This is a genomic window from Candidatus Thiodiazotropha sp. AKIB8 (assembly GCF_058244675.1).
Map to the genome: position 1 here is coordinate 71,212 of NZ_JBSYOO010000037.1, position 12,890 is coordinate 84,101.

Here is a 12,890-nt window from a genome sequence, read left to right on the forward strand (position 1 = left end):
TTTAGAGACAATGCAGTATGAGTGAGGAGATAGAGATGTTATCGATTAAGAGTTTGACCGCCAACGTAGAGGGTAAAGAGATCCTGCGAGGTATTGATCTTGAGATCAAGCCAGGTGAAGTACACGCCATCATGGGGCCGAACGGCTCTGGTAAGAGTACTTTGGCACATATCCTCTCGGGTAGGGATGGCTATACCGTAACGGGTGGAGAAGTCTCCTATATGGGGATTAATCTGCTGCAGCTTGAGCCTGAAGAGCGATCTCAAAAAGGAGTATTTTTAGCGATGCAGTATCCAGTGGAACTGCCTGGTGTGAACAACATGACCTTCTTGCGAGAGTCGATGAATTCAATACGTAAGGCCAGAGGCGAACCCGAGATCGATACTCTGAGTTTTATGAAGCAGGTTAAAGAGAAGGCAAGGTTGGTGAAGCTGGATGAAAAACTGCTGAAGCGTTCAGTGAATGCAGGGTTTTCAGGTGGCGAAAAGAAACGTAATGAAATCCTGCAAATGGCGATGCTGGAGCCCAATCTTGCGATTCTGGATGAGACCGATTCCGGGCTTGATATTGATGCACTACGCACAGTGGCCGATGGGGTCAATATGTTGCGCTCTGCGGATAGGGGAATGATTGTGGTGACCCACTACCAGCGACTGCTGGACTATATCGAACCTGATCGAGTGCATGTGCTTGCTGGTGGTCGGATCATCCGCTCTGGGGGTAAGGAGTTGGCCCTGGAGTTGGAGGCCAAAGGCTATGGCTGGCTTCTAGAGGAGGCTGCTGCGTGAACGCCCCATTAGAAGAGTACAAAAGCAAGGCGCGAAACAGCATCGAATGCCTGATGAAACCGGATGATGGTCTGTTTGATCGACGTCTGGCGGCATTGGCGCGATTTGAGGAGCTGGGTTACCCCAATCCACGTCTTGAAGCCTGGCGCTATACCTCTGTTGAGGGTCTGCTAAAGCAGGATTTTGCAACACCACCGGCTGACATCACGGTGAATCAGCTGGAAGTTGAAACGCACTTCCTTAAACAGCCGGTTGCTGGCCGCCTGGTCTTTGTCGATGGGCTCTACCAGGCCCAACTCTCCGAGTGTCAGCATACAGGGATCAAGATCAGCAGCTTGAAATCCGCTCTGGCTGAAGGCAATCGAAGGGTGCTCGAGGCAGTGGGATCACAGACCGGACTGGGGGAGGATGGCTTTGCCGCCCTCAATCTTGCCGGTTTTCAGGATGGTGCTCTGATTCAGGTGCTCGAGGGGGTCAAGCTGAGTGCTCCTATTGAACTTCTGCACTTGACCAGTCGTCAGGCAACTGGCTGTAAAATTCCTACACGCCACCTGATACTAATGGAAACGGGGGCTGATGCTGAGTTGATTGAACGATATCAGTCACTGCAAGAGGGCATCAGCAGTTTCAATCACCTTGTGTATGAGATCAGTTTGGCTGAATCAGCTCAACTCACTCATAAGCGACTGCAAATGGAGAGTGACCAGGCTTACCATCTAAGCGATATTCATATCGCATTACAGGCGAGGGCCAACTATCGAGGGGTCAATGCTGCGGTTGGTAGTCGTTGGTCACGCACGGTTCTGCATAATCGTTTTATGCAAGCCGATGCCCATTGTGAGTTGGATGGGCTCTATCTGGTTAGTGATGGTCAATTGAGTGATTATCATCTTGATGTCGATCATCAGGTGCCACATTGCACAAGTAGAGAAAATTTCAAAGGCATTCTGCGTGGCTCTGGCAGAGCCGTTTTCGATGGACTGATTCAGGTGGGCGAACAGGCGCAAAAGAGTGAAGCCCATTTGCATAATGCCAATCTGATGTTGTCACGGCGTGCTGAAGTGGACACCAAGCCTCAGCTGATGATTCTGGCTGATGATGTAGTGTGTAGTCATGGCACGACAGTTGGCCAGTTGGATCAACAGGCGATGTTCTATATGCGTTCCCGTGGACTCAATGAGGAGCAGGCAAAGCGACTGCTGTGCCAGGGTTTTATTGCAGATGTGGTAGAGCGATTTGAACATCCGGAACTGATAGAAATATTAAATCAAAGAGTAAGCTTTCAGGAGACGTTGGCTGAATCTTGATGAGGATTCCAGGTTGAACTTTTTTAGCACCAATAAAAGCGAAGCAGAACCCCCATCTCGGGATGATCTGATCGATGCTCTAAGAACCGTTTATGACCCGGAGATTCCGGCAAATATCTATGATCTTGGATTGATATATCGGTTGGATGTAGATGATCAGGGCAGAGTTGAGGTGGAGATGACGCTCACTGCTCCTGCCTGTCCTGTAGCGGGTACCTTACCCAAAGAGGTAGGCCGGGTAGTCGATGCAGTGCCGGGTGTGCGTGATGCCACGATACGTCTGGTGTGGAATCCTCCCTGGAGCAAAGAGCGAATGAGTGAAGAGGCTTTGTTGCAGTTAGGTTTGATGTAGGTTATTGACCCTCCGCGCAAGTCACTGGATTAATGAGGTGTAAAGATGTCTATAGAATTAACAGATAATGCTGCCAGACATGTAGAAAAAATGTTGGCGAGTCATGGTTCTGGTATTGGCTTGCGACTGGGTACGAAAAAAAGTGGCTGCACAGGTTTTGCCTATATTGTCGATTATGCTGAGCATGTCGATGACGATGACAATGTTTTTGAAAGTCATGGTGTGAAGGTGGTGGTTGATAGCAGTAGTCTCTCTATGCTGGATGGCATGACCATTGACTATGTAAAGGAGAACGCACTCAATGAAGGGTTCGAATTTATTAACCCTAATGTTAAGGAGAGTTGTGGCTGTGGTGAATCGTTCAGTGTATGACGGTTTTCGCCTGCTGTGGATTGTCAGACTATGACTACGCTATCAAATGCCGAGAGCATTGAACATATCGTCGAAACCTTTGAGTTTCTTGAAGATTGGGAAGCACGTTATCAGTATCTGATCGAATTGGGTGAGCAGCTTCCGCGTATGCCGGATGAGATGAAAACGGAGCAGAATTGGGTCAAACCCTGCATGAGTAGAGTGCATGTGGAGGCTCAGAGGGATCAGTTTGATCCGCAACTTATTCAATTTACGGGTGATTGTGATACAGCAATAATCAAAGGTGTTTTAGCACTATTGATCGATCTGTTGTCGAATCTCACTTTGGGAAAGATTCAGGATATGGATGTGGATAGTCTGTTCAAACGGCTGTGCCTGGAAGAGCATCTCAGCCCCAACCGGCACGTAGGTATCTATGCCATTGTCGATAAGATGGTTGAGAGAGCTGCTGCCGTGACGAGCAGCAACGATACGGCAACCTGAAAGGGTTGCCGGGTTTAGGGCATAAGCAGTTAATAGAGGTGCCCTTAATAGTTTGGGTTACTCACTGGCGCAGAGAATGTTTGAGTTCTGTTCTCCTGCCCGGGCCAGTTGTTCAAGGCTGGAAAGTACATTCATACTGGCATCTTCCATTTGGGAGATAGCATCGATCCCTGCCTTGCGATCCCCGTTATTGGCGCATTTCAAAGCAAGCTTACCATTTTTGTGTACCTCATTATGCGGTGCTTCGATCTCACGATATCCAGGCAGTTGAGAGAAACAGGCCAGACCTTCCCCTTGGTAGTACCAATCGCCCAGACGGCAGTTCTTGTGATCCGGTAATGAGTCTGGATCAAGGTCTGCTAGACCCATGAAGGATTTATAGATACCAAACTTAAATATTAAATGATCCAGTTTGGCAAGCTCGACAAATGCCCGCAGCGAAGTAGAGGCGATTGTGCCCTCCATCATCTTCGAAAGTTCAAATTGCTGCTTTATTTTTTCTATGGATTGGGAGACCTGGGTCTGGAAGTTGTCGGTTACATCCATGACTGATGACATGGTCTCAACAGACTTCTTTGTCTCTTGGGTAATGGTATCCACCAGTGTGGCGATTTCGGATGTCGCTTCGCGGGTTCTGCCTGCAAGATTCCGCACTTCATCGGCAACAACTGCAAAACCGCGTCCCATTTCACCGGCCCTGGCAGCCTCTATGGCAGCATTCAGTGCCAATAGATTGGTCTGTTCAGAAATTCCCTGAATGATAGAGACGAAGTTACTGATGCTATCTGCAATAGTGCTCAACTTGACTACACTCTCAGAGCTCTCCTTTGAAATTGCAGTGACATTTTCGATCTCACTACTCATTATTTCCACCCCGGAGATAGCCTGAGAGGAGATTTCAGAACCCTTGATGGCATTCTGCTTCTCCTCCTTCATGGAGTTCGCGGTATGGCTCAAGGAGTGTTGAAGTTGCGTAAAGGACTCACCAAAACTGATGAAATTACTGAATAATTGCTGCTGTAACTGCTGGTCAGTTTTTGAGCTTTCTGATTCGTTCCTTAATACTTCATTCTCTTCCGTGAGGTTGGCTACCTGTTGTTCGAGTGCCTGAATCTGATCACTTTGCTGGGATATCTGCTGTATCTGCTGCGTGATTGTTTTTTTGCTGCTTAGGCCAAACATGGCAAACCTCGCTGAGAACTGCTGTAAATTGCGCTGTGGTAGAAGGGGTATCGGCTGATAAGGCTTTTTTTGAAGCCGATCTGACCAAGGCTCAGTGAATAATTGGAATATTCAGGGCTCTGAGAGTTACCGAACATACCGCACGGCCCACATGTGAAACCTTTGGCGGGTACGCCTGACAATAGATCACTCCAGTTGAAGTTCAATACGACCGCTGATTTCAACGCTCAGGGTTTGACTGCCGGCCTCGATGGCTGGTGCTGATGGGCTGCTTTCGAGTGCCATCATTGTGCCGCGCATGCCGTAGGGTTGGGGTGACTGGTCGATTGTCTGGAGGCTCATCTCCAGCAGACGATAGTGGCTGCGTTGCATTTGCTGAGTGATCTGTTCAGCCCGTTTGCGAAATGCCATGATTGCCTGATTGGTGAGTCTCTCTTCTACCGCTTCCCGGCGCTCTGTAGAGATCTTGTAGCTGAGGGATTCCAGAGCGAGACTCCCTTGTAAGCTTCCCAAAAGGCTACTCATAGCCTCACTCTCCTGGCTCTCCAGCCGAATCGATTGGCGTACCCGCCAGCCAATGAGTTGCTGTTTTTGGTAGCGGGGTGAGGTTTGGTAGCTATGGGTGCTGACTTTAATACTCTTCTGCTGTTTCGCTTTTTGTAAAGCTTGAGTGATCAGTTGATTGACTTGATCGGTCAACTGGCCAAGGTCAGAGCCCTCCTTTTGGGCATACATCACAGCAATCTGTATATCATTCTCCACTTCCATCTTCGCAGAGGTGCTGAGCCTGACCTGGTCGTAGTGAACCGTACTCTCTTCCGCGAATAGAGATTGAGTGGCGCTCAGTAGGCCAATGAAAATAAGGCCAGTTGTCTCTCTTAACCAGCTATGCCGCATAATGCCTCCGATTGAACTTATTTATATAACGAATCACTGCTATTTCCCATTCACTCTCAATCACCCAAAAGCAAGCATTCAAGCCCCTCTCTCTTGACGGGAGAGGGTGAGCATCAAGGGTTTGATGCAATTACAGTGTAAACCGTACTACCCTATCAATCCTTGAATTGTAGATTGTTGATGCAGTTATTGAATGCTCCCCCTCTCCCCCGACCCCTCTCCCGCAAGGGGAGAGGGGAGTAAACTATGTCCCAGCCACACATAAACTATGTCCCAGCCACACATAAACGATGTCCGATTTGTACATTACTCTCCACTCTTATCACACGACGGCTGAGTGTCGTAATACTTATGATCTGATTAGTAAGCAGTGATAGTAAATCTATTTATTGATTGAAAAATAGTTTAAAAATTAACCGGACGCCATTGTCGTCAGTTTCAGTTGGCGTGAGCCAAGCCAAATCGCCAGCCTCTGTAGTGGATGACGATTTCCGCCGGGGCGCCAGGTCTGTCGCAAACGATTTTGATAGGCATCAAATTGTAGGCCTATGGGGGCTGCTGGAATCCTGCCCCGGTTCAACAGCAGTTTAAGCACTTGACTGGCTGCGATGCCGGCACACAGTTCACACCCCATGGCTGTAGATGGGCCGCGTTTGGCAATCAAGTCGATCCGTTGCGGTTCAACCAAATAGGCTTGATGGAGTCTTGCCGGAGCCAGCCCAACTAAAAATCTTAGATATTGTTGATACTCTTCCGCCTTTTCGAGTTGGAAATAGGATTCGAAACTCATCTTGCCGGGAAGGAAACAGAGCAGTGCTGAACCCATGCCTAAAGGGGCGGCTGTGACGGCTGGTATGCCTAATTCATGAGCGGCTGCAAATACAGCACGTCTGGCATCCATGGCAAAAAAATCGAGGCCATCCAGATAGAGATCGCAACCTTCAAGAAAATCTATTGCCTGACTCGGTATCACTCCATTTGGAAATGATCTGATTCTAAGCTCGGGATTGATGGATAGTGCTGCCTGGCTCATGCAGTCGAGTTTTGGCTGGCCAACAGTGTTGAGATTGGCGCCGGCCTGACGATTAAAATTTTCAACCGCAAAAGTGTCGAAATCTGCCAGATTAAACTCACCAATCCCAAGGCGGGTCAGGGTCAACAGGTGGCTGCCACCAACGCCACCCAGCCCCGCGATCGCTACTCGGGCTTGACGCAAGCGTTGCTGCTCCCCTTTTGTTACCCAGCCAATATTTCTTGAAAAGGCAGTCTGATAGTCAAAGCCTGTCATTGGAGTGTACCCGCATTGAAAGCTGCGGTGCCTGCCAGGGCTGTTGTTCCAGAGTCTCTTTGATCAACTCATAAAGTTCCAATATTTGATCAGGCATATGACTGGTTAACTGATTTCGCGGTAGCTCGAAAAGCGCTCTCTCTCCCTGTAGTTCAAAGTGATCACTTATCTTCTGGAAATGGAGTCCGTAGCGTTTCAAGAGGCGCTGTAATCTTGGTTCCATGACGACCAGTACCAATTCAAGCTCGCAAAGCTCAGCCAATGCAATAGAAGAAAGGTAGAGACCAATGGCGATATTGGGGAAGTTGCGTCTCTCTTCCTCTGTAAATATGGTATTGCTGTTGTGTTGATCGAGAATGAATGGTCTGCCCGATTCATTTGAGCGGCGACGAAAGTGGTCTGGAACTGCCAGGCGGGATATCTCTCCAACAGATGCCGATGGCGATTGGTTCAAATTACTATCAGCAATCTCGGGAATGGAATGTAGTCGATAAGGCAAATAAGCATCGCGACGATCTGGTTGCGGTACTACTAATCGAACGCACCCGGCAACATCACCTGTGCGCTTATGTTCAAGCAGACAGTGATGCGCATAGTTGTCGCAATGATCTGTCTCCAGACGGCTGTTGTTGATTGCTTCCCATCCCAGTTCTTCAGCGTATACCTTGTATCTGATGCTGTAGCAGAAACGCTTCTGGTGTCGGGAGGCTGCGTATCGAGGTAGGAAGTATTTAGAAAAATTGTTAGCCAGACTCTCCATGTGTCACTCCATTAAGTATCGCGTCCAGATCTGATTTTTATTGGTTTTTTTACCTGAAATCCGGAGGCTTTTATTTAATTTTTTCCTTGATTCTCCAAAAACAAACACTGGATCAGGAACTTGACTGGGTGTGTGGCAGCAGGGTTTACTGAAAAGAGGGCGGAACATCGCACCATAACGGTGTCGATCAATGCAGACCCTGCGTAGTTCAGCCACCACAAGATGATTCATGGTTCGATCGGAGATCGATTAAACATAGCGATAAGAGAAGCTGTTTTAAATGATCTGGCACAATCAACAGAGACTATTCCTACCCTTTCGGTTGTCATTCCCATGGGGTTATCCTTCTGCTGTGAATCGCAAAGTCGAACTCTATTCGGTAAAAAGCTGGTTATATCTAATTTAGATATAGTTCAATTTGCGAGTGTCGTCGTGTTTGAATGTGTGTAAATGTGTAAAATATTTCAATTTTTGGTCACAGTGGGTTTGTGTGACGGTTGCTACCGATAACTCATTTTCTGGGCAGGAAAGCCCAAATGGATGGGTTTGTCATTAACGGTCTCTTTTGATCTGTGTCATGGATTAGGTGCATAGTGATTAAGAAAACCGCTCAATGAGCGCTATATTGTCGACCACGATGTTGTGGGATTAATGGAATGAATAGTTTAGAGAAGATGTATATTACAATTAGCGAATCATTGGGAATTTACACAGCTGACCAACTCTACGAGTTGTTCACCACCAAGGATCATGGGCTACCTATCTCCCGGCATCGAGCAGCAATCATACAGAGCCGGGTTTTCTTTTTTTGCGTCGTTTTCGCCATTCTGGTGCCCGCTTGGTCGATAATCGACCTGCTGTTTCTACCCAGTGCACTGTGGGGTGGGTTATTGTCTATCAGGCTGGTCTCTGGTCTGGTGTTTGGTATTCTCGCCTGGATTTCGCGCAGAGAGCCGACAATGACGCTTGCCCGTCTGCTATTGGCTGGAATGTTGGCGGTAACGCCGATATTTTATCTGGCCTCAGGCTATTGGATCTCAGACTACCCACTGAGCAGTCAGGAACAGATTATCGCTGGGCTCTACGGATTGTTACCCTTCGTGATGGTGGCCGGGTTAACCCTTTTTCCACTGACACTGCTGGAGTTTGTGATCTATGCGGTGCCGATGTTTCTGATTACCCTGATTTCAGCTTATCCCGACTCCACTGCTGAGATTCCTCATGCTGTTTCCACCATGTGGTTGCTGATTCTGATTCTTGGTGTGGCACTCTTCTCTTCTCTGACCCAATTGCGCTACATGCTCTCCCAGGTGAGTCGTGCAAGCTATGACGTACTCACTGGCATGCTAACCCGGCGTGCAGGTATCGAGGTGTTGGATCTGCAGTTCCGCCTGGCATCTATGGGTGGGGCATCGATGTCGATCCTCTATTTCGATCTTGATAATTTTAAAACAGTTAATGACACCTATGGTCATGATAAAGGTGATGAGGTGCTTAAAGCCGCTTCCGAGCAGATCTGTAACAGTGTGCGGAAAGGGGATAGTGTGATTCGTTGGGGTGGTGAAGAGTTTGTGGTGGTACTGCCTACAGCAGATCCACGTGAGGCTAATGATGTGGTGAGCAGAATTATGCACGCAGGTGTCGGGGAACGGCCTGAGGGTGGCCCGGTAACCGCCAGTATTGGTGTTGCTGAAGTCCAGGAGGACAATTTGAATGACTGGAAGTCGCAGATAGAGTTGGCTGATCACCGCATGTACACCGCCAAGACCACTGGTAGGGCAAGATGTATTGGTGTCGATGGCGAAGCCATACACTGGGTTGGGTTGGATCAGAAAGAGACAGCAGAGCCTGTTTGATCAAGATTCGTTTTACTCCGAAGCGCTCTATTCTCTGGCTTCGAGTAACACCCCTTCAGCTATTTTATCACTCGGGTGAACGATGATGCGTTCACCCGAAGTTAGCCCATCAATGATCTCCGCCTCGAAACCAGTACGACGGCCGATGGTGACCTGTCGTTGTTTCGCAACACCGTTCTGTTCGACAAATACGGCCCATACATTACCATCACGAAAGAGTGCGGTGAGGGGAAGTTTCAAAATATTCTCTCCCTGGGATAGCACGATTCGCACGTCCACCTGATAACCGTGGGCTATACGCATCCAATCTGCTTTGGGTGAAGTGAAGTCGATGATTACATTAACCCGCTGTTCCTCTATACCCAGAGCAGAGATCTTGGTGAAACCAAAGGGTTCAATACGTCTTACCTTGCCGGTGAGAGTCTGATCTCCGCCCCAGTTTTCAATGAAAACCTGTTGGCCCGGTTCCACTTTTACCGCGTCTGATGAGAGAAGGTCTGCCACGATCTCCAGCTTACCAGGGTCGCCAATCTCTAATAGATGCTCCCCGGCACTGACCACGCCTTCGCTTTTATGATGAATTTTCAGGATACGGCCATTGACTGGCGAGCGGATCGGTACACATTGGCAGTCTTGGCTGTTGCTGCGGGGTTCAGCGGGTGAGATCAGTTCAGCATTGGCTCGATCGAGTTCCGCCTGGCGTGCCTGACGATTGGCAATGGCAGTCTCCATGGCTGCCTGACGAGTCAGGTAGGTGCGCTCTGCAGATTCCAGTTCTCTGGCGGAAATTACCGCATCATTTCTTAAACTTTTGGCTCTCTTAAGTTCACTGAGTGCAAAATCAAGTTCAACCCTGGCCTCTTTCACAGCAGCATCCGCCAGGATTCGGTTTGCTTCAGCGGCACGAATGTCAGCCCTGGCCTGGGCTTCACTGCGGGGATCGAGAAGGGTCGAATCGATAGGTTCGATTTCTGCAATCAGGGTCTCATTGGCCACCACCTCATCCCCAACCTCGGCCTCGATGCGCATCGCCCGTCCGCTGATCGGGGCGGAGAGGGTGAAGACATCACGGACTCGGGTTTCTCCCTCCTCATCGATGGTGACAACCAGTTCGCCAGGTTCAAGGGTCAGCAGGTCAACCGAAATAGGTTTAGCAGTGAAGGCCCAGATCAGTGAAGCTACCAGGATCAGGCTCAACACGCCCCAAATAGTGATACGTTTCCAGTGTGCACTCATAATCATTCACGCGTTTTTAGTACAGCAATCAGATCGAGATGGTCGAGACGTCTCCGCACAACGGCGGCAGAGAGGGCGGTAGCCCCGAGTGTAACCATTACTGCGGTGGCGTCTGTGGCGGCTTTAATTACCAGAGGAATACGATACAGCTCCGTATTCATGGCGTTTGTCATCAGCCAGCCCAGGCCATGGCCAATGAAACAACCCAGGGGTAGGCCGACCAGGATCAATAGTGCCGCCTCTCCCAGCAGGATGTAGGAAATTTCCCCTGATTGAAATCCCAATACCCTGAGGGTAGCCAATTCACGTCCCCGTTCTGAAAGGGCGATGCGGGTACTGTTGTAGACTACGCCAAATCCTAAAGCACAGGCAAAGGCGGCGAAGAAGGTGATATAGATCATCAGGGTTTCCGCCATGGTGCGGTTGAACTCCTGCACAGCTGCATCCTTCAGATTGACCGATGAGACTTTGGGTAGTGATTTCAGGGTACGATAGAGCTGTGGCAGCTGTCTGTCATCCACCAGCAGGTTGACCGCCTCCAGACTTGCACCCTCTCCCATCAACCGATTAAAAGCGTGGATATGCATATAGGCAGGCATGCCCATATAGGTCTCGAACAGTTTTACCACCGGGATCAAGGCCTTTGGCTGCTTACCCTCCAACACCTCTACCCAGACCGAATCGCCGATTTTTACATTGAGCTTTTCAGCCAGCTTTGTGGAGAGTAGCAGGCCCTCAGGAGGGATAGATACAACCTGGCCGCTGGCATCGAACACCCGCTGTAGTTGTGGGTTTGGTTGAATCCCTTCGATGGCCCCTCGATGGCTGAGATGTGCAGATTTCAGGTCGGCACTTTTTAGTCGCAGTGGTTCTGCTGCAAGTACACCGGGCAGACGTCTGAATTCGTGTAGGGTGCTGTCTGATTGACTCTCGACCAGGCCGACAGTCATGTCCTGACGCTGAGTATCGTAAAAATTGACCTGTACGATCTCTTCAATGGAGTCGATCCACTGTAGTGCCATGACCATCACCGATACCGACAGGGCGATGCCAATAGTGGTGAGCAGAGCGCGCAGTGGTGTGCGGAATATCTGCCGCAGTATGATTCGACTCGGCTGGTCGAGCCATAGTGCCAGGCGGCTGCTGGAGAGTCGGCTCTTGCGGTACATCGGCGGCGAGGGTGGGTTCATCGCCTCTGCTGGTGGCAGGGTTGCTGCGTATCGAACCGATCCCAGAGAGCCCACAAGTGCTGCAACCAGACTGACCACCGCACCAATCGCAAACACACCGGGATCCGGGCGGAAGATAAGTAGAGGAAAGCGAAAGAACTCGGCATACATTTCGGTATTTACTCGCCCAAGCCAGGCACCCAACAGCCATCCCAGAATGATCCCTACTGAGGTCATCGCCATGACCATTTTTGCGTAGTGCCAGGCGACCTGCCAGTTGCTGTAACCGAACGCCTTCATGAGGCCGATTTCACTACGGTCCGTAGCGATCAGACGACTCAAAACCATGTTGCTGAGAAAAGCGGCCACCGCTAAGAAGATGGTCGGCAGAATGGTCGACATGGTTTTTAACTGCTCGATTTCATTCATCAGAAACCAGTTAGAGATCTGATTCTTTCTGGCTATCGCTCCACGACTGCCATAGCGCTCAAGAATCCGATCAAGTGCTACGATGATCTGTTGCGGATTGGTGCCGTGTAGCAAACCAATACTGATCTCATTGAAAGCGCCATCCAGATCATAGGCGGCAGCCAGAGCCTCCCGCCCCATCCACATGATCCCGAAGCGCTTGTTGTCCGGCATCAGTGCCCCTGGACCAATGGTGTAGATGAACTCCGGTGAGAGGGCCAGTCCAACAACGGTGAGGGTGCGTTGATGTCCGTTCATCAAGGCTTTGAATTGATCTCCAACCTGTAGATTATGGGCTTCAGCAAAAGGTTCGTTGAGCACCACTTCGTCTGGATGGCCAAGGGTGACCAATCGCCCGGATCTTAAAACCAGCTGATTCAAGAGTGGGTCGCCCTGTTCCGGGATAGAGACCAATTGTCCGACAACAGGCTCTTCGAAACCTTCAATCGAGAGGGTGGCCATCTGTAGAATTCGCTCCTCAACCGAACGCACTCCCGGCAAGGTGCTTATGCGCTCAACCAATCGACTGGGGGCTCGCTTGACCGTGGCAAACACATCGGCGAAGCGTTGTCTCTCATAGTAGGCGGCGGCAGTATCCTGTAGTGCCTGGAGTGCCGATAGCGACATCACCAGAACAGCAACACCAGAGGCAATAACCACAGCAATCGCTAAAACCTGTCCTCTCAATTTCCACAGGTTGCGTAGCAATTTCAGGTTCAGGGCGCGCATCGG

General features: G+C 49.7%; 12 protein-coding genes and 1 pseudogene. 6 read left to right on the plus strand and 7 right to left on the minus strand.

Features of this window, described 5'->3' with window-relative positions; translation table 11 throughout:
• Positions 1 to 35: 35 nt before the first annotated feature.
• Genes sufC through AC4IFB_RS11235 form a run of 5 tightly spaced genes read left to right on the plus strand, consistent with a single transcriptional unit; the run spans position 36 to position 3,302 of the window.
• On the plus strand, positions 36 to 788 hold the full coding sequence (sufC, locus tag AC4IFB_RS11215; RefSeq protein ID WP_490780212.1) for a Fe-S cluster assembly ATPase SufC: 753 nt from the start codon (positions 36 to 38) through the stop codon (positions 786 to 788).
• On the plus strand, positions 785 to 2,095 hold the full coding sequence (gene sufD, locus AC4IFB_RS11220; RefSeq protein WP_490777056.1) for a Fe-S cluster assembly protein SufD: 1,311 nt from the start codon (positions 785 to 787) through the stop codon (positions 2,093 to 2,095). The genes sufC and sufD overlap by 4 nt, the downstream gene beginning before the upstream one ends.
• Before the next feature lie 13 nt (positions 2,096 to 2,108).
• Positions 2,109 to 2,447: an SUF system Fe-S cluster assembly protein gene (locus AC4IFB_RS11225; RefSeq protein ID WP_490780213.1), complete on the plus strand. Its 339-nt coding sequence runs from the start codon at positions 2,109 to 2,111 to the stop codon at positions 2,445 to 2,447.
• A gap of 45 nt (positions 2,448 to 2,492) precedes the next feature.
• Entirely contained in the window at positions 2,493 to 2,819 is a 327-nt protein-coding gene (locus AC4IFB_RS11230; protein WP_490777054.1) for a HesB/IscA family protein, read from the plus strand.
• A 30-nt stretch (positions 2,820 to 2,849) separates the two neighbouring features.
• Complete coding sequence (locus AC4IFB_RS11235) at positions 2,850 to 3,302, plus strand: SufE family protein (protein WP_490780214.1); 453 nt, start codon at positions 2,850 to 2,852, stop codon at positions 3,300 to 3,302.
• Positions 3,303 to 3,359: 57 nt separating this feature from the next.
• On the opposite strand, the gene AC4IFB_RS11240 is transcribed toward AC4IFB_RS11235, so the two are convergent.
• From AC4IFB_RS11240 to AC4IFB_RS11260, 5 genes and pseudogenes are all read right to left on the minus strand, one after another.
• A complete protein-coding gene (locus AC4IFB_RS11240; protein WP_490780256.1) occupies positions 3,360 to 3,860 on the minus strand; it encodes a CZB domain-containing protein in 501 nt (166 codons plus the stop codon).
• Positions 3,846 to 4,484: pseudogene (locus AC4IFB_RS11245) on the minus strand (methyl-accepting chemotaxis protein); the annotation flags it as partial. The pseudogene AC4IFB_RS11245 and the gene AC4IFB_RS11240, both read right to left, overlap by 15 nt.
• Before the next feature lie 186 nt (positions 4,485 to 4,670).
• Positions 4,671 to 5,381, minus strand: coding sequence for an SIMPL domain-containing protein (locus AC4IFB_RS11250; protein WP_490780215.1), 711 nt, complete (start codon positions 5,379 to 5,381; stop codon positions 4,671 to 4,673).
• A 412-nt stretch (positions 5,382 to 5,793) separates the two neighbouring features.
• The gene (locus AC4IFB_RS11255; RefSeq protein ID WP_490780216.1) at positions 5,794 to 6,669 is read right to left on the minus strand and encodes a ThiF family adenylyltransferase; all 876 of its coding nucleotides are present in this window, start codon (positions 6,667 to 6,669) and stop codon (positions 5,794 to 5,796) included.
• Complete coding sequence (locus AC4IFB_RS11260) at positions 6,656 to 7,429, minus strand: PEP-CTERM/exosortase system-associated acyltransferase (RefSeq protein WP_490777050.1); 774 nt, start codon at positions 7,427 to 7,429, stop codon at positions 6,656 to 6,658. The genes AC4IFB_RS11255 and AC4IFB_RS11260 overlap by 14 nt, the downstream gene beginning before the upstream one ends.
• A gap of 656 nt (positions 7,430 to 8,085) precedes the next feature.
• On the opposite strand from AC4IFB_RS11260, the gene AC4IFB_RS11265 reads away from it, so the two are divergent.
• Positions 8,086 to 9,285, plus strand: a complete 1,200-nt coding sequence (locus AC4IFB_RS11265; RefSeq protein WP_490777049.1) for a GGDEF domain-containing protein — start codon at positions 8,086 to 8,088, stop codon at positions 9,283 to 9,285.
• A gap of 27 nt (positions 9,286 to 9,312) precedes the next feature.
• Here the strand turns inward: AC4IFB_RS11265 and AC4IFB_RS11270 are convergent, their stop codons facing one another.
• Together AC4IFB_RS11270 and AC4IFB_RS11275 are read right to left on the minus strand one after the other, a co-directional pair.
• Positions 9,313 to 10,521: an efflux RND transporter periplasmic adaptor subunit gene (locus tag AC4IFB_RS11270; RefSeq protein WP_490780217.1), complete on the minus strand. Its 1,209-nt coding sequence runs from the start codon at positions 10,519 to 10,521 to the stop codon at positions 9,313 to 9,315.
• A gap of 2 nt (positions 10,522 to 10,523) precedes the next feature.
• Positions 10,524 to 12,887, minus strand: coding sequence for an ABC transporter permease (locus AC4IFB_RS11275; RefSeq protein WP_490780218.1), 2,364 nt, complete (start codon positions 12,885 to 12,887; stop codon positions 10,524 to 10,526).
• Positions 12,888 to 12,890 lie beyond the last annotated feature (3 nt).

What these genes read in the sequence shown, in the direction of transcription:
- AC4IFB_RS11260 (WP_490777050.1), bottom strand. Translation starts at nt 7,429, where the DNA reads ATGGAGAGTCTGGCTAACAATTTTTCTAAATACTTCCTACCTCGATAC.
- AC4IFB_RS11230 (WP_490777054.1), top strand. Translation starts at nt 2,493, where the DNA reads ATGTCTATAGAATTAACAGATAATGCTGCCAGACATGTAGAAAAAATG.
- AC4IFB_RS11270 (WP_490780217.1), bottom strand. Translation starts at nt 10,521, where the DNA reads ATGAGTGCACACTGGAAACGTATCACTATTTGGGGCGTGTTGAGCCTG.
- AC4IFB_RS11275 (WP_490780218.1), bottom strand. Translation starts at nt 12,887, where the DNA reads ATGCGCGCCCTGAACCTGAAATTGCTACGCAACCTGTGGAAATTGAGA.
- AC4IFB_RS11265 (WP_490777049.1), top strand. Translation starts at nt 8,086, where the DNA reads ATGAATAGTTTAGAGAAGATGTATATTACAATTAGCGAATCATTGGGA.
- AC4IFB_RS11255 (WP_490780216.1), bottom strand. Translation starts at nt 6,669, where the DNA reads ATGACAGGCTTTGACTATCAGACTGCCTTTTCAAGAAATATTGGCTGG.
- AC4IFB_RS11250 (WP_490780215.1), bottom strand. Translation starts at nt 5,381, where the DNA reads ATGCGGCATAGCTGGTTAAGAGAGACAACTGGCCTTATTTTCATTGGC.
- sufC (WP_490780212.1), top strand. Translation starts at nt 36, where the DNA reads ATGTTATCGATTAAGAGTTTGACCGCCAACGTAGAGGGTAAAGAGATC.
- AC4IFB_RS11240 (WP_490780256.1), bottom strand. Translation starts at nt 3,860, where the DNA reads ATGTCATCAGTCATGGATGTAACCGACAACTTCCAGACCCAGGTCTCC.
- AC4IFB_RS11235 (WP_490780214.1), top strand. Translation starts at nt 2,850, where the DNA reads ATGACTACGCTATCAAATGCCGAGAGCATTGAACATATCGTCGAAACC.